The organism is Cupriavidus sp. IDO (genome assembly GCF_000812465.1).
In the GTDB taxonomy this organism is placed as follows: domain Bacteria; phylum Pseudomonadota; class Gammaproteobacteria; order Burkholderiales; family Burkholderiaceae; genus Cupriavidus.
The window spans coordinates 15624-36173 of the sequence record NZ_JWMA01000023.1 but is presented as its reverse complement, the minus strand read 5'-3'; the positions used below and the strand labels follow the sequence as shown (position 1 = coordinate 36173).

Annotated in this window: 13 protein-coding genes and 1 pseudogene; 13 read left to right on the top strand and 1 reads right to left on the bottom strand. The window is 61.3% G+C overall.

All coding sequences use genetic code 11. The features are described from left to right. Positions 1-822: 822 nt before the first annotated feature. Positions 823-1059: pseudogene (locus RM96_RS36855) on the bottom strand (IS5/IS1182 family transposase); the annotation flags it as partial. 603 nt (positions 1060-1662) lie between these two features. On the opposite strand from RM96_RS36855, the gene RM96_RS07940 reads away from it, so the two are divergent. The 13 genes from RM96_RS07940 (at position 1663) to biuH (ending at position 20548) form a co-directional block, all read left to right on the top strand. Beyond that, the gene (locus RM96_RS07940) at positions 1663-2757 is read left to right on the top strand and encodes an SDR family oxidoreductase (protein WP_039009504.1); all 1095 of its coding nucleotides are present in this window, start codon (positions 1663-1665) and stop codon (positions 2755-2757) included. A 1061-nt stretch (positions 2758-3818) separates the two neighbouring features. Next, a complete protein-coding gene (locus RM96_RS07935) occupies positions 3819-4739 on the top strand; it encodes a haloalkane dehalogenase (RefSeq protein WP_082016457.1) in 921 nt (306 codons plus the stop codon). Next, a complete protein-coding gene (locus tag RM96_RS07930; protein WP_082016456.1) occupies positions 4736-7699 on the top strand; it encodes an FAD-binding and (Fe-S)-binding domain-containing protein in 2964 nt (987 codons plus the stop codon). The genes RM96_RS07935 and RM96_RS07930 overlap by 4 nt, the downstream gene beginning before the upstream one ends. Then, positions 7696-8682: a dihydrodipicolinate synthase family protein gene (locus RM96_RS07925; protein WP_338011402.1), complete on the top strand. Its 987-nt coding sequence runs from the start codon at positions 7696-7698 to the stop codon at positions 8680-8682. Before RM96_RS07930 ends, RM96_RS07925 begins: the two co-directional genes overlap by 4 nt. A gap of 79 nt (positions 8683-8761) precedes the next feature. After that, complete coding sequence (locus tag RM96_RS07920; protein ID WP_039009492.1) at positions 8762-10000, top strand: MFS transporter; 1239 nt, start codon at positions 8762-8764, stop codon at positions 9998-10000. Between the two features lie 12 nt (positions 10001-10012). Further along, a complete protein-coding gene (locus RM96_RS07915; RefSeq protein ID WP_052279379.1) occupies positions 10013-11275 on the top strand; it encodes an FAD binding domain-containing protein in 1263 nt (420 codons plus the stop codon). After that, a complete protein-coding gene (locus RM96_RS07910) occupies positions 11272-12531 on the top strand; it encodes an LVIVD repeat-containing protein (RefSeq protein WP_039009491.1) in 1260 nt (419 codons plus the stop codon). Before RM96_RS07915 ends, RM96_RS07910 begins: the two co-directional genes overlap by 4 nt. Before the next feature lie 200 nt (positions 12532-12731). Beyond that, complete coding sequence (locus tag RM96_RS07905; protein WP_052279378.1) at positions 12732-13799, top strand: porin; 1068 nt, start codon at positions 12732-12734, stop codon at positions 13797-13799. Between the two features lie 924 nt (positions 13800-14723). Further along, positions 14724-16574 (top strand): allophanate hydrolase, encoded by a 1851-nt coding sequence (gene atzF, locus RM96_RS07900; protein ID WP_443112243.1) that lies wholly within the window; start codon positions 14724-14726, stop codon positions 16572-16574. Between the two features lie 41 nt (positions 16575-16615). After that, positions 16616-17713: a BMP family ABC transporter substrate-binding protein gene (locus RM96_RS07895; RefSeq protein WP_039009490.1), complete on the top strand. Its 1098-nt coding sequence runs from the start codon at positions 16616-16618 to the stop codon at positions 17711-17713. 77 nt (positions 17714-17790) lie between these two features. Then, positions 17791-18906, top strand: coding sequence for an ABC transporter permease (locus RM96_RS07890; protein ID WP_039009489.1), 1116 nt, complete (start codon positions 17791-17793; stop codon positions 18904-18906). Beyond that, positions 18899-19825, top strand: coding sequence for an ABC transporter permease (locus RM96_RS07885; protein ID WP_039009488.1), 927 nt, complete (start codon positions 18899-18901; stop codon positions 19823-19825). The genes RM96_RS07890 and RM96_RS07885 overlap by 8 nt, the downstream gene beginning before the upstream one ends. Positions 19826-19858: 33 nt before the next feature. Further along, complete coding sequence (gene biuH / locus RM96_RS07880) at positions 19859-20548, top strand: biuret amidohydrolase (protein ID WP_039009487.1); 690 nt, start codon at positions 19859-19861, stop codon at positions 20546-20548. Positions 20549-20550 lie beyond the last annotated feature (2 nt).

The window sequence follows — 20550 nt, the reverse complement described above, 5'->3', positions numbered from 1 at the left end:
GCGCATACGTGTGAGGGGGGCGAGTACCACCCGATGATCAAGCGTGTAAGATCCGACGGACGTGTTGCTAAAAAGTTTTTCCACTGCCTGTGCTCCAAGATTCGGTGATAGTGCATGAATGGTGGCTGCAAATCCCTCGGGGCAGTAGGGGGCATATGGCAATAACAGTCATTCCGGAGGGGAATACGGGTCCGACTGCGTGGCGCTGCGACGGGACGCCGCCATTAGGGATGGCGGGAGCACCGTGCCGTGAGGGCGTACAGAGACGCGAAGTGCTGACTTGGCACTCCGCTACGATCAACTCAGTGATTTTCCGTCAGAGGGGTGGGGCGGATAAGGTTGTGCCATGGAGTCCTTGCAGAATTCCTCTATTAGGCTGCCGCCGCCGGTGGTGAGTTGCCCGATGACCTCATTCACAACGTTCTGAATCGACGGGAAGAGGGCCTCCAGCGAGTTAGTCCGTCGGCTTACGGCATCGGTCCCTTCGCACGCAGCCGGCAGCGACGACATCAGCCTAGGAGCCGACTGCGTTGATTCCCTCATTCGCGCAGCGCCTTTGCGCGCTCTGCCCATGCCCGATCGAGAATAGTGACCAATGGCGCGGCCTCGAGGCATCTCGGCTGCCGGTTCTCGGGAACGCTCCTAATTCCGTGCGCGCATCCAAACCGGCGGGGAGGCGCCACGCCATCAAATCGCGGCTGCTCCCGGTCGTTGGCTATACCGCCATCGGCGCGGTCGCTAACAAGCACAGTTGGGCCCTCGCCGAGTTGGTGGAGCCCATGGAGGGTCGTACGGCGCGCTCGCGCCAAGACCAGGTTCTGTTCACAATTGCACCAATGGTCCAAAGGCGCAGGCGGGCGATGCAAAGACGAGATAGCTGTCGGCTCGCTTGTCATACCGGGTGGAGACGCGGCGGAAATGCCTGATGCGGTTGAAGAAGCGCTCAACCAGATCGCGGGTGTGATACAGGGCACGACTGTAGCGTCGCTTGTTGACCCGGTTCGAGCGCGGCGGAATGACGGCCCTTGCGCCTGCGGCGCGAATAGACTGCACGAGATGCCTTCCACAATTCGTTGTTGATCTTCTTCCGTGCCATGACACATGGAAACGCTCAAACGCCATGTGACGATGACATGGTTTTGTTAGCCGCTCTTAATGGTCATAGAGAAGAGGCGCGGCGCCGACGCAAAACTGCATTCGTCGGGCCTTTTCGAGGGGGAAAGGCGCGGCTGCTATCACGAGGGTCGATTGTGGTGCATGGCTATAACCGTGTGCATGGGCACGCTGGACCGGTGGCGCGGGCGGGATATACCGCTTAGGCTGCGGTGGGTCCATACCACCCTCTCTCCGGCGGGGGACAGCGAGGTCCCCTCCTTTGTGGCGACGCAACACGGCGCGTCGCTTTTTTTCGCGGGGGACTGGACTATATCAACATTCGGGAACACGAGGGTGCTTCGGTAGGAGTGCAACTAACCGATTTAGGCGCCCAGTTCTGTGTTCAACGGAATAACTATTATTCCGAACCCGCTACTACCACACGACTCCACTGGCCCCTAGATTTCTAACTACCGACAGCCGGTCGGGATGCGTGCTCAGAGCGATGACGATGAAGATCGGATAGGGCTCTGGGCTCGAATGGCAATGATGAAATGGAGCTTAAAGATGGGCGTGAGAAGCAAGGTTTTGGTGGCGGGAGCAAGCGGACTCATTGGCGTAGCCGCTATTGAATCCTTCCTCTCGGCAGGCTGGGATGTCGTCGGCGTTTCCCGGCGTAAGCCGGAACTGCCGAGCGGTCGTGATTTCCAGTTCGTTTCGGTCGATCTGCGTGACGAAAAGGCGTCGCGCGAAGCGCTGGCAGCACTCGGGGATGTAACGCACGTCGCGTATGCAGCTATTTACGAAAATGCGAATGACCTTGTTGGGGGGTGGTCGAACGCAGAGCAGATCGAAGTCAACAATTCGATGTTGCGAAACGTCATTGAGCCTCTTCTCCTGAAGAAGGGCATGCTCAAACACGTATCGATCTTGCAGGGGACGAAGGCATACGGCGTCCATCTTCACCCGATTGCGATCCCTGCTCGGGAAAGCGATCCCCGGGACAACCACGCGAATTTCTTCTTCGATCAACAAGACTACGTCCGCGACACAGGTGCCGAGCACGGTTTCACATACACCGTTCTGCGACCGCAACTCGTCACGGGCAAGACCCCCGGCGCCCTCAATGTGCTCCCGGCCATCGGCGTGTATGCAGCTATCCGACGCGAAAAAGGTGAGCCATTCAGCTTCCCCGGTGGTCCTTCGTTCGTATGGGAGATGGCCGATGCTGACATCGTTGGTCAGGTGATGACTTGGGCTGCAGAATACCAAATTGCAGCGAACGAGATCTTCAATATCACCAACGGCGACGTCTTTGAATGGCGAAGCGTGTGGCCTGCATTCGCAAAGACGCTGGGTGTAACCCTTGGGGGCGACCAGCCCATGAGTGTGGCTCAGTACATTCGCGAGAACGCCGACGTTTGGGCGAAGATTGTCGCGAAGTACGGTCTGGCAAGCGGGGACTTGGCATCTTTTGTCGGCCAGGGTGATCAACATGTGGACTTCGCGTTCGCGTCCGGTGCCCCGGCGGGTCCGGTAGCGTTCGTTAGTACCATCAAGCTTCGCAAGGCCGGATTTGGCGGCGTGGTCGATACCCGTGATGCGTTCTGCGACGCGCTCCAGTCTTTCATCGATCGTAAGCTTTTGCCCCCTGCGGTATAAGGTCCGGCATTAGCAAGACGGATAGTCGGAGGGTGGTCTACAGGAGGCCACCAGCCGGCCGGCGATGTCTCAAGCGGAGTTGTCGCAGCAGGAGGCCGAGCAACGGCTTCCGCGTCGCCAGGATTCCCCTTACCGCATGCGCCTCCACGCGCGTGCGTCGGCAAGGCGCGTGAGGCAAATTGGCATGCCCAGATTGCGTACCCTCACTAGGAGGGGTAACAGGCAGGCCAGCTTTAGGTAGCTTGCCCGAATGAGCCCGTGCGCAAGCCCGCAAAAACCTTGGGCACGGAGCGCCTAGTACTTGCCGACCCCTATGCGGTTGTTCGCTCGCAGCAGCTGATTCTGTGGAGCACAATTGCCCATTCCCTTTCCGTTCCCGAAGCCCTATGACGAGGGATTGTGCTACTACGTGCTCGTACCGACGAACGCGGTGTCGTTGGGAATATCGCGGCAGAATTTACACGTTGCCAGAATTGAGTCCGCGCTTGCGGCGCTGCCCGATGGGCGTCGGTAGACGCTCTCACCATCCACGTGGTCACGATGGAGACATCACAGGCGCGCGCTGCTACGGCGCGTGCATCCTTTTGGCGCAGTTAGGCGTGACTCCCTGCCAGGTGCCCAGCGCGAACGGCTCCTAGGTGGGGTCGGCGAAGTTCCAACGTTCGCGACTCCAGTATCGCACATAAGCGGCGGCATGCAGCGTGCACGCGCCTGAGATGGGCGTGCTCATCGGGGCTCCTGGTTCTGGCTCTGCGATGCGTCTCACTGATGCGGCCGAGCCGCAGCCCCTACGGCCGTGGGCAGCGCCATATCGTCGTTTTCCGATATGTACTTGGCAGAGGCGCGCTACGCACTTGCCTGGCTCGGGGCACGCTGCGAATCACTTGATGGATGCGACTGCGGCGATGGCGGGTATTCATAAAACTCATGCAAGAGCCGAATTCTTTACGTTTGCCGCTCCCGCAGGCCAAGACCAAACTGCCTAAAGGCAAAGACACAAAGCTCGAGTGCCATTCGGAACATGAATGCGCCGCCGCCCCCCAAGAGAACTGGAGACAGATATGACATTGGCCGACTCTGCGCCGCAGCACGGAAAGTCCATCAGCTCAGCCTTTCCTTATCACATGAAACGCATCTCGGTACTCGACGCCGAGATGGCCTACGTCGACGAGGGTGAGGGCGATCCGATAGTCTTCCTGCACGGCAATCCCACATCGTCCTACACCTGGCGCAATGTCATTCCGTATGCGCTACCGTTTGGGCGCGTGCTCGCGCCAGACCTGATTGGCATGGGCCAGTCGAGTAAGTCGCCGCGAAGCGCCTATCGCTTTTTTGATCACGCCGACTATCTGGATGAGTGGTTCGCCAAGCTCGGGCTGCGTAGCAACATTGTCCTGGTCATTCAGGATTGGGGGGCGGCCCTAGGTTTTGACCGGGCAAGTCGCTTCCCGGAGAGTGTATCGGGCATTGTGTATATGGAAGCGATGGTCCGCCCGCGACTATGGTCAGACATGTCGCCTGAGCGTCAGGCCGTCTTTAAGCGCCTGCGCGGACCGGAAGGCGAGGACATGGTGCTGCGTGACAACTTCTTCGTCGAGAAGATGCTCTTTGAGTACGGCGTCATTCGCTCGCTGACAGACGAGGAAAAAGCCATTTACGCGGCGCCGTTCCAGACTCCGGAATCACGCAAGCCAACATTGGTCTTTCCGAGAGACATTCCGTTCGACGGCGATCCGCCAGACATGTACGCGCGAGTCAAGCGCTACAGCGACTGGATGGGAGCCAGTCACCATCTTCCGAAGCTTTTCATTAATGCAACTGAGGGCCATGGGACCGCAGGTGCTGCACGGGAACACTGCCGGCAGTGGCCGAACCAGACCGAGGTCACTGTGGAAGCGCGCCACTACGTACCGGAGGACTGCCCGCATGAGATCGGCGCAGCGCTGACCACGTTCCTCGAACGTGTGCGGGGACGAGCATGACGCCGGAAACGCCCCTACAAGCCACGCTGCAGGCGCGGCTAGGTGCCGCAGTGCGGTTCGATACTGCGCACCGCGCGGTCTACGCTTCAGACGCCTCGAACTATCGTCAGGTGCCCATCGGTGTTGTGGTTCCGGATTCGTTGGATGACTTTGTCGAAGGCATGAGGATCTGCCATGACTTTAGCGCGCCGGTATTGACTCGCGGCGGCGGTACCTCGATGAACGGGCAGGCAGTAAACGAGGCCGTCGTTTTTGACATGTCCCGGCGGTGCAATCAGATTGTTGCGCTTGACCCGGAGGCGCAATCTGCTCTTGTTGAGCCAGGGGTGGTGTGCGATGCACTACGGAACGCCGCGGAAAAGCATGGTCTGACGTTCGCTCCCGATCCGTCGACACACAGCCGTTGCACGATCGGCGGAATGGTCGGGAACAACTCCTGTGGGCCGCATTCAGTCATGGCGGGTAAGACGCTTGAGAATGTGGATGAGCTTGAGGTTCTGACCTATGACGGGGAGCGCTTCTGGGTTGGGCCGACAAGCGATGCAGAGCTCGAAGAAATCATTCAGGCTGGGGGCCGAAAGGGGCAGATATATGCGGATCTGAAAAAGCTGCGAGACCGGTACGGGGACCTTATCCGTGCCAAGTTCCCCAGCATCAAGCGACGTGTATCGGGATTCAATCTGGATCAGTTGCTTCCGGAGAATGGATTCAACGTCGCGCGAGCTCTTGTTGGGACTGAGGGAACGTGCGCTATGACGTTGCATGCGCGATTGCGCCTTGTGACGAGTCCGTCAGTGCGTGTTGTTCTCGTGCTGGGCTTCGATGACATCTATATCGCGGCCGACGCCGTGCCCGAGTACGAAAAGTTTGGGCCGATTGCGATTGAGGGATTGGATCGCGCCATCATCCGAGGACTTCAAGCGCGCAATCTTGCCCAAGCTGAGATCGAACTGCTTCCGATCGGAGACGCCTGGGTCGTGATGGAGTTCGGCGCAAGCACGATGGAAGCCGCAGTGGAGCAGGCAGAGCGCGCGGCAGAATATTTTCGCAATCGTCCTCATGGACCGCGGCCAAGTACACGCGTAGTGCCGGAGAAAGCTGTACAACAGCAAATCTGGTCAATCAGGGAGAACGGTGCGTCGGCGACCCAACTCTCGATTGACCCCGACATCCCGGATCCGCAGGTCGGCTGGGAGGATGCAGCCGTTGATCCGCATCGGCTCGGGGATTACCTGCGCGCCTTCCAGGCACTAGTCGACAGCTATGGCTACAGGACGTCACTGTTCGGTCATTTCGGGGACGGGTGCGTGCACGCTCGCGTAACCTTCGATTTGAGGTCCGCGGCAGGAGTGGCTCGCTTTCGAGAGTTCGCGCGTGAGGCGTCGGAGCTGGTAGTGGCCTATGGCGGATCGCTGTCTGGCGAGCACGGAGATGGTCAAGCTAAGGCTGAGTTCCTGCCCATCATGTTTGGCGAGGAACTGGTGGGTGCGATGCGGGAGTTCAAACGCATCTGGGATCCGCTTGGGAAACTCAATCCTGGAAAAGTCGTCGATCCGTATCGTGTCGACGAAAATTTGAGGGCCGGTCCTGACTACAAGGTCATCCCCATTGCGACAACACTGCAGTTCCGCAGCCGGGAAGGCAATGGCTTTCAACGTGCGGTAGAGCGCTGCGTCGGAATGGGACGCTGCAGGTCTGCGAAAGGCGGCACGATGTGTCCGAGCTATCGCGCGACGGGGGAGGAGCGGTACTCCACACGCGGCAGGGCGCGATTGCTGTGGGAAATGCTACAGGGGGATGTGGTTCGCGATGGCTGGCAAAGCGAGGCCGTAAAGGAGGCGCTCGACAGCTGCCTAGCTTGCAAAGGCTGTCGGAGTGACTGCCCCACGCATACCGACATGGCTTCTTACAAGTCGGAGTTCCTGTCCCAATACTACAAGGACCGTGGCCGCCCGCGGCAGGCGCTGTCGATGGGCCGGATCGGTGACTGGGCGCCACTGGCAGCCAAGGCCCCAGCATTGTCGAACTTCTTGACGCAAACGCCAGGTGTATCGACGATCGCGAAGTGGGTGGCCGGGGTCAATCAAGACCGCGAGTTGCCGCGCTTTGCTCGGCGCCCTTTTCGCGCCAGGATTAGGCGGCGAACGCCAGAAGCTGCGCAGCCCAGAGTCGTACTTTGGGTCGACACATTCTCCAACCACTTTCACCCGGAAGTCGCCGAGGCGGCGGTCGCGGTGCTGCGCCATGCGGGATTCAACGTGGATGTGCCGGAGGAGCCGCTCTGTTGCGGGCGTCCGCTCTACGACTTCGGTTACCTCGACCTTGCCCGTGACCGGCTGAAGCACATCTTGGATGCTCTGGACCCCCTTCTCGGGGGTAGCGAAGAGGAGCCTGTGCGACTCGTTGGTCTTGAACCAGGTTGCCTGTCAGTCTTCAAGGACGAACTACCGAAGCTCTTCCCGGATGACGCACGCGCGCAGCGCCTTGCGGATCGCGTGGTTCTGCTTGGCGACTTCCTGCTCGATCACAACTACATCCCCCCACGTCTGGAGGTGGACGTATTAGTGCATGCGCACTGCCATCAGAAGTCGCTTTTCGGTACCCGTGGCGACATGGCGATGCTCGAGCGTAGTGGCGCGCGCGCGACGTTACTCGATAGCGGCTGTTGCGGCATGGCGGGATCGTTCGGCTTTCATCCGGACCACATTGGCTTGTCGCGCAGCGTCGGAGAGCAGGTCCTGCTGCCGGAGGTACGCAAGCAGCCGAAAGATACGGTGATTCTAACGAACGGCTTCAGCTGTCGCGAACAGATCCACCAAGAGACTGGTCGCGACGTGCTGCATTTAGCCGAACTGCTTCATCGCGCGCTCGAACATGGCCAGCATGTAAGCGAGGTGTCGCCAAGTAACGAGTACGGAGGCAACCTCCCGGCGCCATCCACTGCCCAGGACATTGGTTGACAGCCATTGTTCGCTATAACAGAAAGGAGACTTTTGTGACATCTGTTGCATCCCAATCGCGCCAGGATCGGCTGCGCGGCGTGCTCGCGCCCGTGCTGACACCCTTTACCGCGAATCTCGATCCGGACTGGCCTGCGTATCTGAGGCATTGTCGATGGCTACTAGAAAATGGCGCAGGCCTCGCCATTTTCGGCACCAACTCCGAAGCTGCGTCCCTATCGGTTGACGAGCGAGTCGAGTTGACCGATCGTCTGTTGGATGCCGGCATTCCGGCGTCGCGTCTGATGCCAGGCACGGGTAGCTGCGCTCTAACCGACACAGTGCGCCTCACGCGCCATGCGGTCGAAAAGGGTGCGGGCGGCGTGCTTGTGCTTCCGCCCTTCTATTTCAAGGGTGTGTCGGAGGACGGCCTATTTGCCTACTACGCTGAAGTGATCGAACGCGTGGGCGACTCCAGGCTCGCTGTGTACCTGTACCACATCCCTCAATTGACGCAGGTTCCAATCTCGCTGTCGCTTATCGAGCGACTTCTCAAGCGATATCCTCAGGCGATTGCCGGCGCCAAGGACTCTTCGGGCGATTGGGGGAACTCGCGAGCGATGATCGATCAATTCTCGAGTTCTGGTTTCGACGTATTTCCGGCGAGTGAGTCGCTGCTTTCCAAGGCGTTACCTCTTGGCGGCGCGGGGTGTATTAGCGCCACCGTCAACGTCAACCCGCACGGTATTCAGGCTTTGTACGCAGCGCTGACGGCGGGTGACGAGCGTCAAGCGTCTGTGTTCCAAGCCGACGCGGACAAGGTTCGCCAGATTTACCAATCGTCCGCAATGATTCCAGCGATGAAGTACACCCTTGCCGAGGCTCACGGTCATTCGTCGTGGGCCATCGTGCGGCCACCGCTGGTACCCATGCAAAGAGAGGACGGCGCAGCGCTGCTTGCGCGACTGGACTTGGCGAGTTTCTCACTGAATCGCTTGCAGTAGGCGAGGCGAGGCAGAACGCGGCCGTAGAGCCGCGCTGCCGAGCCCTGTCAACGGACGCATTATCCAAGGAGACAAAATAATGGCCGCAATTGAAACAATCCCGTACGGCACCACATTCGAACCGAAAACGCGCTACAGCAAGTTGCAGCTATTGATGTTCCTGCTTCTGCTAGGTACGTCATACATGTTCAATGCGATGGATCGTCAGGTTTTTCCCGCACTCCTCGGTAGCATCCGCGCGGCGTACGGACTCACCCTACCGCAGGGGGGGATGGTGAGCACGATCTTCACCATCAACGTTGCGATCTTCGCCGCGTTGAGCGGGTGGTTCATGGCTAGGTTCGGACGGCGCCACGTGCTGCTGGGTGGGCTAGTCGCATACTCGTTCTTCACGCTTGCCACGCCTTTTGCTAGCGGCCTGGTGAGCCTGACAGTGTTGCGCGCATTGACCGGATTCGGTGAGGCGCTCCAAGTCGGCGCCGTCTTTGCGTGCATCGGTGGATACTTTGGTGCCAACCGGGGCGCCGCCATGGGAGCGATGCAGACCTTCTTCGGGCTAGGGGCCTTTCTTGGCCCGGTTCTTGGCACTCGGCTCGAGGCGTGGGCAAATGGTTGGGAAATCTCGTTCTATGTTTTCGGCGCAGCCGGGGTTGTCATGGCGCTCGTCGCCGCGGTGGCATTGCCACGGGATTTCACTGAAGCCGGCGAGGTGGCCCGCGTTGCTCAGACTGCGAGCTCGGATGAGCCTTCGATTTGGTGTCGCAACGTCGTGCTCGGATCAATTTCCTTTGGTCTGGTCGGTCTGGCGTTCTTCTCCTACACCGCACTTTATGCAAGCTACTTACACGGGGCCCTCAAGTACTCGTCCATCGACGCGGGATCTGCCCTCGGTATGTACGGGATTGGCGCAATGTGCGGTGTCATCGGAGGTTGGATCGGGGACCGAACGGGTCAACGCAGTGTCGTCATGGCGCTGCTGGTTCTCGGTACTGCAGGCTATCTCCTGTTCCACGGTTTCGCGTCGTTTTGGCTGCACGTGGTGATGTCTTTCGTCTTCGGCCTGATGGTCAGCGGCTTCCTTTTTGCGCGGTTCATGTCGGTAGTACAGCGCAGTTGCGTACCGAACAAGATTGGTCAATGTGGAGCGGTCGCGCTGGCCGCGTTCTATCTGCCAGGGCCGTTTGCCGGGTATCTGTTTGGAGAGCTCGTCGGGAAGGTGGGTTGGTCGGTGGCATCCCTAGCCATGGTTGTGGTACCGCCTATTGTGGGCGCCGTGCTTATGAGCTTCATTGATTATTCCAAGGTTCGCAAGCTTTAAAAGGAGACAGTTATGCAATACGCAGACAATTCCGGACGCCAGCGCCGTGCGATCATTATCGGTGGCTCGATGGCTGGCCTGTTTGCCGCCACGTTGCTACGCAAGGCTGGCTGGCGCACAGACGTCTATGAACGTACTGAGGTGGAGCTGTTTGGCCGCGGTGCGGGCATCGTCACGCACGACGATTTGATTCAGACGCTGGAACACAGCGGGGCGGACCTGAACGACCTTGGTGTGCGCATCAGCGAACGAATCGCGATCGACCAGGAAGGGCACGTAATCGAGCGCCTTCACTATGATCAGATCGTCACGTCGTGGGACAGACTGCATCAAATCATGCGTGCGACGGTTCCAGCGGATTCGCACCACCTCGGGTACAACCTCGTGGCGATAGAGCAGAACCTGACTTCGGTTACTGCTGTGTTCGAAAACGGTGTCCGGGAGACCGCAGATCTTCTGGTGGGCGCCGATGGGTTCCGGTCCACCGTACGTGGAATTGTCGCGCCGGAAGTTCAGCCGATCTACGCCGGGTACGTAGTTTGGCGCGGGTTGGCGGAGGAAGCCGATATTCCACCGGAGGCGCATGCGGCGGTGTTCGACAAATTCGCGTTCTTCTTGCCGCCGAACAACAAGAACATTGGGTATCCAATTGCCGGTCCGAACAACGACCTTCGCCCCGGCCATCGGCGCTTCAACTGGGTATGGTACCGGCCGGTGGATGCTTCTCAACTAGATGACATGCTAACGGATAGTGATGGCCAGCGTTATGACCTCTCGATTCCCCCGCCGAAAGTGCGTGCGGACGTAATTGAGGCACTGAAAGCCGATGCACATCGCATGTTGCCACCTCCGATGCGGGAAATCTTGATGTGTGTGGAGAAGCCGTTCTTCACGCCCATCTACGACCACGTGTCGCCGAGTCTCGTGTATGGGCGAGTGGCGCTCATTGGCGATGCAGCTGCTGTGTGTCGCCCGCACATTGGTATGGGTATTGCGAAGGCTGGGTCCGACGCTGAATCGCTAGCGCAGGAGTTGGCAGAAGGTGGCGACATCGACGCAAGTCTTGCGCGATTTAATCACGTGCGGCAGCCGATCGCCGTCCGCTCGGTGCAGCGCGGGCGGGACCTGGGTGAATACATGCTCGAGCACATCGATCCATCGGAAGGACAGAACGATCCGCACTGGTCCGAGTTCCACAGCGTATCGGGGATTCTCAAGCACACGGCTTCGTCGAAATTCCTTCGGCCAACAGAGTCACAAGGAGACGACAAGTGAAGCGCTCCGATCTACCGGTGCCGGATCTGGCGCGAAACATGCGGCTGATCGGCCATTCTGACCAGGGTGGTCGACCCGACGCGGTACAAGTCATGGTCCACCGCGGTTATGCTTACGTCGGGCATATGTTCTCGAATGGCTTTAGCGTGATCGACGTGCGCGATCCCAGTCAGCCACGGGCGGTGAATTACATAGCCGCGGCGCCGAATACTTGGAATATCCACCTTCAGACTCACGATGATCTGCTGCTTGTGATCAATGCCAAGAACATGTTCGCAGCGCAGGAGTTTCAGGATGAGAAGGCCTACTACAGCGGCGCGCTTGGGCAGAAGGTCGGGACGGCAGACGGCAAACGCGCAGCGCGTGATTGGCGAGCCGGCTTAGCCGTTTTCGATATTTCGCGTGGTGGAGAACCTCGAGAGATTGGTTTCATGCCGGTGGACGGGGGCGGTATCCATCGTGTTTGGTATACCGGTGGACGGTGGGCCTATGCGTCTGCGCTGATTGACGGCTTCACTGACTATATTTTTATTACCATCGACATGTCAGACCCGACCCGCCCACGAGAGGCCGGTCGCTTCTGGCTTCCCGGTATGAACCTGGCTGCAGGCGAGTCGCCGGACTGGGATCCGACGAGAAGGCATGGACTGCATCATCCCATTGTCCATGGCAATACTGCCTACTTGGCGTGGCGCGATGCGGGATTGGTGGTTCTAGACGTCGAGGACCGGACCCAGCCCCGCCTTCTTGCGCATAAGAATTGGTCGCCTCCGTTTGGCGGAGGTACCCACAACTGCTTGCCGCTGCCCGATCGCGACTTGCTCGTCGTACTTGACGAGGCAGTGCTTGACCATCAGGAGGACGGTGAGAAGTTGGTGTGGCTGTTTGACATCCGGGAGCCTTCCAACCCTGTGAGCATCTCGACGTTCAAGTCGCCGACTGACGGCGACTACAAGGCTAAGCCAGGTCATTTCGGGCCGCACAACCTGCACGAAAACCGTCCTGGTACCTTCGTGAGCTCTGAGTTGATATTCACCACATATCAAAACGCAGGCGTGCGGGTGTTCGATATCCGCGACAAGTATGCGCCGCGCGAGGTTGGGGCATTAGTGCCGCCGGCTCCTAAGGCATTGGTGGACTCGCGTCCGAATCGGCCGCAGGTCATTCAGTCCGCGGATGTTTTTGTGGACAGCGATGGAATGATCTATAGCACGGACTACAACGGCGGACTCTACGTCATGGAGTATCTCGGCTAGTAACGTGTGCTGTCCGGCCGTTGGTCCGGACAGCGCACCCGGCAACCCGATCCATCAGCAGTTCTCAAAGAGTTCGACACACATCGTATTGCCAGAATGCGCCGCTTTGCGTCCACGCAAGCGGCGTGGGGCGTTACTGCGCGTGAAATCACTAGCGACGGGTCGTAGCCTATTCGCGACGGGCAAATGGGAGGAGATACATGAAAAAGAAGCAACAGCATGCATTTAGCGATTGCGTCTGCCGGTTTTACGCGGCGATCCAACGGGGCGCGTTGCCGGTGGTGGCCGTGTTGGCGACCCAGTCTGCGTGCCACGCGCAGGGCGTGCAGCTCTATGGCCTCGTAGACTCTTACTTGGCCAGCACCAAGCTAAGCGGCGCAAGCCATTCCACCGTTGGTGTGGAGGGCGGTGGCATGCAGACGTCGTTTTGGGGCTTGGCCGGGACGGAGGACCTTGGCACGGGGCTGAGGGCGAATTTCCGGCTTGAAGGCTATCTGCAACCTGATACGGGTATCGGAGGGCGCAATACGAGTGACGGCCTATTTGCGCGCAACGCCTATGTAGGTCTGGAGCACCAGCGATTTGGCGAGGTCCGCCTTGGTCGCCTTGCAAATCCATTATTTCTAGCAAGCGGCATATATGACGCGTTTGGGTTTTCCACCAAGCTCTCGCCTTTCAACAACATGCTTTGGACACCTGCGGAAGGCAGGTATGTGGCAGGCGACACGGTGTGGAGCAACGCAGTTGGCTACTACTCCCCGGACGTCGCGGGTTTCAGTTTCCGCGGCCTCTACAGCCTAGGCGAACAGTCGGGTACCAACTCTGCCAACAACGCGGGCGGTACCTTGCTTTATGACCGCGGGCGGCTCTCGGCTGCTTTCGGGATCCAGCGCACGCGAGTAGGGCCTGGCCTGCCAACCGGCAGCTGGGCGCAGACGGCCATCCTGGCGGGAGTTTCCTATGACTTCTCGGTCGCGAAGCTGATGGCAACGTACGCCCACACAAGCACAAGTGGTGCTTCCACTCTGACCGACACCGCGCAGATTGGCGCGACGGTTCCGATTGGCAGTGGTAGGCTGTTGGCGTCGGTGGCGAGCTCCCGGGTGCGCAGCGAGGTTATGACGACCTACCGGCGTCACGCGGCATCCGCGGGCTACGACTATTCCTTCTCCAAGCGAACCGACATCTATGGCGCGGTCATGTTCGACAAGATCACCGGATCTGGTAGCGGCACCACCTTCGCAGCCGGCATCCGCCACAAGTTCTGAGTGCGCCGGGAGACTGGCAAGGAGCAGGTGGTGCAAGTCCGCCACGATGAAGGAATAGCTAACCACATCGGCCCCGAGCCGGGCGCGGGCCACCGCGAGGTGGTCGGCGAAGCGTCAGTAGGGGAACGTGCGGGCCAGGCATTGAGCCGCGATAGCTGTGTAATTCCGGGTGCCGACGCGGTTCAGAACGCGCAAGGCAACATGGTGGGGCGCGCGAGCGCGAGCACCTCGACGACCCGGCGTGGTCGAAGAGCCTGGCACGCGTGGACGCTCTTTGCGCGGGAAACGGGGAGATCTCTCGTCTGACAGTCGCAGCATGGACTGGTCCGCGTCGGGAAGGCGAGGAGCCGTAGCCGATGATAAACGGACGGGAAAAGTCAGACTCCGCCGTGGTAGCGATGAAATCTGCGAACAACGCCGGGAAATCGGCTGCGGAGTGGGGTTGCCAAGGGCGGGGACCAAGGGGAGCACGGGTCAGTCTAACACGTGCCGGGCACAGAACCGGATAAGCGTGCCACATGGATTGGAACGTGTACGGCTAGCTGCAAGGCAGCGGAAGAAGGAGCGGTTCACCGCGCTTCTGCACCACGTCACGGTCGACCGGCTTCGGGAGTCGCTTTATGCGCTCAAACGCAATGCGGCTTCAGGAGTGGACGGCATGACGTGGTGGTACTACGAGGCGGGACTGGAAGAGCATCTGCACACGCAAGTGCTCGGTGGGGGCGTGCACCTCATTAGGGAGCGATGCACCACGAACGCCAGCGTAGCACACACTCTCCGCTATGCGTGCCAGCTTCCCAGGGTTCCTGCTGTTCAGCAATCCGTTGTTTTATAACGATTTCTAGACCTTGTGGGTGCAAGGCACCGGACCATGGCACACCCTTTGCTTTGCTTGCGTCCAATCTTGAATACAAGATGGAACGCATGAACCAACAAGCCACCACAGTGCCGCTCATGTCGATCGGCACACTGCTCGAAAGCTACGCGCATCACGCGTTTACTCCTATCGACTGCGTTGCCGAGGTCCTGCGGCGGATCGAAGTCGCGGACCGACCTGAGGCATGGACCCACCGCGTCCCCGCCGCCGACCTACGGGCACGCGCCAACGCGCTGCAATCCCTGCTTGCCGAGGAGGGCGACGCTCTCTTGGGGCGCATGCCGCTGTTCGGTGTTCCGTTCGCGGTCAAGGACAACATCGATGTAGCGGGCATCCCCACTACCGCGGCCTGCCCGGAATTCGCCTATGTGCCGCACAGTTCGGCCTTTGCAGTGCAGCGCCTGCTCGATGCCGGGGCCATCCTGGTTGGGAAGACCAACCTGGACCAGTTCGCCACGGGGCTGGTTGGCACACGGTCTCCATATGGCGCCGTACGACAAACAACGTCTGCGAGACATGTTTCGGGGGGATCCAGCTCGGGCTCCGCCGTGGCGGTTGCAGCGGGGTGCGTGGCTTTCTCACTCGGCACCGACACGGCGGGATCAGGCCGCGTGCCAGCTGGCTTCAATGGCCTGGTCGGGATGAAGCCCTCGCTTGGGCTGGTCAGCACGCGCGGTGTCGTTCCGGCATGCCGCACTCTGGACACCATTTCCGTGTTTGCGCACGACGTCGCCGATGCGTGGCGCGTTATGGCGCAGCTTGCGGCTCCCGACGAGCTGGACGGTTATTCGCGTCGAATCGAGGCACTCGGTCTGCCGCGCGGCGCCATGCGCGTGGGGGTTCCCGATACGCTGGAATTCGAAGGCGATTTGCATGCCGAGCGGGCGTTTGCAGCGGCGCTGGACGGGGTGGCTACAGGCTTGTCAATTTTCCCCACATCAGTTGACTTCCAGCCGATGCAGCAAACGTCGGCACTGCTATACGACGGACCATGGGTCGCAGAGCGGCGCGCAGCGGTTGGTGCGTTCTTCGATACGCATCGCTTCGCGATGGATCCTGTGGTGGCCGCGGTCATTTCCAAAGCCGACCAGTACAGCGCCGTGGATGCCTTCAATGGTCAGTACCGCCTGGCGGAATTGAAGCGCCAGGTCGGGGCCCTGTTCGACGACATCGATGTGCTGATCGTGCCGACCACGCCGACACATCCGACCATCGAGGCAGTCAAGGCCGACCCCATAGGCGTGAACAGCAAGCTTGGCCGCTATACCAATTTCGTCAATCTGCTCGACCTGTGCGCACTGGCCGTGCCATGCATTCCTCGCGCAGATGGCTTGCCGGCAGGCATCACGTTGATTGGGCCCTCGGGGGCGGATCACCGGCTAGCGGTGCTCGGGACCCGGATCCAGGCGCTGTTCAGCAAGCGGTCTGTGGCTGAGGGGCTGGAGTACACGCCGCTGCCGTCCAGCGAGCCGACCGTGACCCTGGCCGTGGTGGGCGCGCATCTGCGCGGGCAGCCGCTGAACTGGCAGTTGCGTGAAGCTGGCGCGCGCTACGTGGCAACGACCACGACCGCGCCGTGTTACCGGTTGTATGCGCTGGCTGGGACCACGCCGCCCAAGCCTGGCCTTGCGCGAGCCGAGGACGGCGAAGGCGCTGCCATCGAGCTCGAACTGTGGGAGCTGCCGCTGCGCCTGTTCGGCAAGTTCGTGACCGACGTGCCGGCGCCGCTCGGTGTCGGCTCAGTCGAACTTGCCGACGGGCGGCGTGTGAAGGGTTTTATCTGCGAGCCCATCGCGCTCTCGAAAGAAAGCGGCGCTCGCAACATCACGGGCTTCGGCGGCTGGCGGGCGTACCTGCGCAGCCCCTCAGCCGCGGCGCCCGCCGGGCCCGCCGCCTGATTACTCCATCCATCCATCTCACCTGCGAAAAGCAAACCGCCATGACAAACCGCCGCGACTTTCTCAAACAGGCCAGCATACTCTCACTGGGCAGCGCGCTTCCTTTCGAAACCCTCCTGGCCGCTGAAAAGCTCACCGTGGGCGTACTCTACGTTGGCGCGCGCGGTGACTTCGGCTACAACCAGGCGCAGGCTGCGGCGACCAGCGTCATTCGAAAGCTGCCGAATGTAAAGGTGGTGGAAGAGGAGAACGTCCCGGAGACCATCGCCGCACAGAAGACCATGGAGGCGATGATCCAGCAGGACGGCGCATCGCTGATTTTCGCGACGTCCTTCGGCTACTTCGATCCCCACGTGCTGAAAGTGGCTGCCAAGTACCCGAAGGTACGGTTCGCCCATTGCGGGGGACTCTGGAAGCAGGGCAACCCGCCCAATATCACCAGCTACTTTGGCTATATCGACGAGAGCCAGTACCTGGACGGCGTTGTGGCCGGCCACATGAGCAAGAGCAAGAAGCTGGGCTTTGTCGCGGCCAAGCCGATTCCCCAGGTGCTGCGCAACATCAATGCGTTCACGCTGGGCGCGCAGTCGGTGGACCCGTCCATCACGACGCGGGTGATCTTCACCGGCGACTGGTCGATGCCCGTCAAGGAGGCCGAGGCCGCCAACAGCCTGATCGACCAGGGCTGCGATGTGCTGACCTGCCACGTCGACGGCCCCAAGGTCGTGATCGAGACGGCCGAGAAGCGCGGCGTGATGAGCTGCGGCTACCACGCCAGCCAGGCGGTGCTGGCCCCCAAGGGCTACCTGACCGGTGCGGAGTGGGATTGGGCCACACCGTACAAGGACCTTGTCGGCAACGCGCAGGCTGGCAAGCCCCAGCCCAACGTGCTCAGAGGGGGGCTAAAGGAGGGTTTCGTAAGGTCATCGGTCTATGGCGCGAAGGTGAGCGCTGCCGCGAAGCAGCACGCCGATTCAGTCAAGGCCAGGATGATGGCTGGCGACTTCGTCATCTTCAGGGGCCCGTTGAAGGATAACAAGGGCGGTACCGCGGTGCCAGCGGGCACCACCCTCGTGCAGACAGACTACACGCTCGAAAGCATGAACTACCTGGTTGCCGGTGTCGTCGGCCAGGGCTGACAACAGCAATCGTTGTATCTATTGACCGGAAGGCGGCGAACTCCCCCTCCACTCCCATGTTGCACAAGGTAACTCCTATGCGCGTCAATGCCAGTTCGGCGGCCGTGATGCTCGGTGTGCTGCCCGCGCTGCCCACCGTGGCGGCAGTGGCAGGCACGCTCCTGCTTTTCTCGCTGTTCCTGTCCCTGCAAGGTGCTCCCTCCCTGGAGGCGTTGCAACTGATTTTCCAGGGGGCGTTCGGTACGCCATTTGCCTGGCAGAGCACGCTGACACGCGCGGCGCCGTTGATGCTGACTGCGCTCTGCGTGGCGCTGCCCGCGCAGGTGGGCCTGATTGTGATTGGTGGCGAAGGCGCACTCGCGCTGGGCGGGCTGGCCGCGGCCGTGGTGCCGCAGTGCCTGCCGCAGGGCACCGTGTGGTGGCTGGCTGCCCTGGCGATGGCGCTGGCTGGCATGCTGGCGGGCGGACTGTGGATCGGCGTGGTTGGCCTGTTGCGGCAATGGCGCGGGGTCAATGAGACGATCAGCAGCCTGCTGATGTCCTATATCGCGATTGCGCTGTTCAAGCATCTGGTGGAAGGGCCGCTGCGCGACCCGGCAAGCCTGAACAAGCCTTCGACGGCGCCGGTGCCCGATGCCCTGATGATTGGCACGCTGCCGGGACTCAATGTGCACTGGGGCCTGTTGTTCGGTGTGCTCGCCTGTATCGGCGCCTGGGTGCTGGTCCGGCGCAGCTCGCTTGGGTTTGCCATGCGCGTGACCGGCGGGAATCCGCGTGCCGCGCGCCTGGTCGGGCTGCCGGTCGGCAGGCTGGCACTGGTGGCTTGCGCGCTGGGTGGCGCAGCGGCCGGACTGGCTGGCATGTTCGAAGTGGCCGCCGTACAGGGCAGCGCCAATGCCGCGCTGCTGGCGGGCTATGGCTACAGCGGCATCCTCGTGGCCTTTGCCGCCCGGCAGAACCCGCTTGCCATCATCGCTTGCGCGCTGATGGTCGGCGGTATCGAAACCAGCGGCAGCCTGCTGCAGCGCCGTCTGGAACTGCCGGATGCCACCACGCTGGTACTGCAGGGCCTGCTCTTTGCCAACCTGCTCGCCTGGGAAGCGCTGGGTGGACGCATCTCCGCGTGGCGCGTTCGCCTGCAGGCCATTGTGTTCGCCGGCAAGCCGGCGCCGCTGGAGACGCGCCATGCCTGATCTGCAATCGCCATGGATGGTGTTGATGCTGTCGCTGGTGAGCGGCGCGATCCGTGTCAGCACGCCTTACCTGTTTGTGAGCCTCGGTGAATGCCTGACCGAAAAGGGGGGCCGCGTGAACCTCGGGCTGGAAGGCATCCTGGTGTCCGGCGCCATGAGCGGGTATGCCGTGTCATACCTGTCAGGCTCGCCTTGGGCCGGCGTACTGGCGGCCGCGCTGGTGGGGCTGGTGCTGGGTTGCATCCACGGCCTGGTGTGTTCGCTGCCGCGCGTGTCCGATATCGCCTTCGGCATCGCGCTGATGCTGCTCGGCACGGGCCTCGCATTCTTCCTCGGCAAGCCGTTCATCGAACCGCAGGCGCCGGCCTTGCCCTCGCTCGAACTGGGCAAGTGGGCCGCGTCCGTCCAGGTTCAGCAGCTGCTGCGGATCAACCTGCTGTTCGTGATCGGCGTGGTGCTCGCGTTCGTCCTGCAGTGGGGCATGCGGGCGACGCGCTGGGGGCTGGTCCTGCGCCTGGTGGGCGATCACGCGGAGACCGCGCGTGCCATGGGCTATCCGCTGACCCGTATCCGCATCACGGCGACGGCGGTCGGCGGGCTGCTTGCCGGCATCGGCGGGGCCTACCTCTCGCTGGTCTATCCCGGCAGCTGGAACGAAGGCCTATCGAGCGGGCAGGGCCTGATGGCTGTTGCGCTGGTGATCTTCGCGCGCTGGCAACCGCTGCGCTGCCTGTGGGCCGCCCTGCTGTTCGGTGCCGCGGGTGCACTGGGGCCGGCCTTGCAGGCGATCGGCGTCACCAGCGGCTACTACCTCTTCAATGCCGCACCGTATGTACTGACGCTGGTGATCATGATCATCAGCTGCCGTCCAAACCGCGCGCTGGCTGGCGCGCCGGGCGAACTGAGCCTCACGCGGTAGGCCATGCATCCTCCAAGAAATGGAATCCTGAACATGAACCGAACCATCGACGCCAAGCCCTATCCCTGGCCCTATGACGGCAACCTGCGCCCGGACAACACCGCGCTGGTCATCATCGACATGCAGATCGACTTCTGCGGCTTCGGTGGCTATGTCGACCGCATGGGCTATGACCTGTCGCTGACCCGCGCGCCGATCGAACCGATCCGCCGCGTGCTGGCAACCTTGCGCGAGCAGGGCTTCACGATCATCCATACGCGCGAAGGGCACCGTCCCGACCTCTCGGACCTGCCTGCCAACAAGCGCTGGCGCAGCCGCCGCGCAGGCAGCGACGGCATCGGCATCGGCGATGCGGGCCCGTGCGGCAGGCTGCTGGTACGCGGTGAGCCGGGCTGGGAAATCATCGAGGAGCTGGCACCGCTGCCGGGCGAAGTCATTATCGACAAGCCGGGCAAGGGCTCCTTCTGTGCCACCGACCTGGAACTGATCCTGCGCACGCGCGGCATCGACAACCTGATCCTGACCGGCATCACGACCGATGTCTGCGTGCATACCACCATGCGTGAGGCCAACGACCGCGGGTTTGAATGCACGCTGCTGTCCGACTGCTGCGGCGCGACCGATCTGAGCAATCACGACGCGGCGCTGCACATGATCACGATGCAGGGCGGCGTGTTCGGCACGGTGTCGGATTCCCGCGCGCTGCTGGCGACGCTGGCGTAACG

Coding starts and splice junctions, on each gene's coding strand:
- RM96_RS07940 (WP_039009504.1), top strand. CDS start 1,663: ATGGGCGTGAGAAGCAAGGTTTTGGTGGCGGGAGCAAGCGGACTCATT.
- RM96_RS07935 (WP_082016457.1), top strand. CDS start 3,819: ATGACATTGGCCGACTCTGCGCCGCAGCACGGAAAGTCCATCAGCTCA.
- RM96_RS07930 (WP_082016456.1), top strand. CDS start 4,736: ATGACGCCGGAAACGCCCCTACAAGCCACGCTGCAGGCGCGGCTAGGT.
- RM96_RS07920 (WP_039009492.1), top strand. CDS start 8,762: ATGGCCGCAATTGAAACAATCCCGTACGGCACCACATTCGAACCGAAA.
- RM96_RS07915 (WP_052279379.1), top strand. CDS start 10,013: ATGCAATACGCAGACAATTCCGGACGCCAGCGCCGTGCGATCATTATC.
- RM96_RS07905 (WP_052279378.1), top strand. CDS start 12,732: ATGAAAAAGAAGCAACAGCATGCATTTAGCGATTGCGTCTGCCGGTTT.
- atzF (WP_443112243.1), top strand. CDS start 14,724: ATGAACCAACAAGCCACCACAGTGCCGCTCATGTCGATCGGCACACTG.
- RM96_RS07895 (WP_039009490.1), top strand. CDS start 16,616: ATGACAAACCGCCGCGACTTTCTCAAACAGGCCAGCATACTCTCACTG.
- RM96_RS07890 (WP_039009489.1), top strand. CDS start 17,791: ATGCGCGTCAATGCCAGTTCGGCGGCCGTGATGCTCGGTGTGCTGCCC.
- RM96_RS07885 (WP_039009488.1), top strand. CDS start 18,899: ATGCCTGATCTGCAATCGCCATGGATGGTGTTGATGCTGTCGCTGGTG.
- biuH (WP_039009487.1), top strand. CDS start 19,859: ATGAACCGAACCATCGACGCCAAGCCCTATCCCTGGCCCTATGACGGC.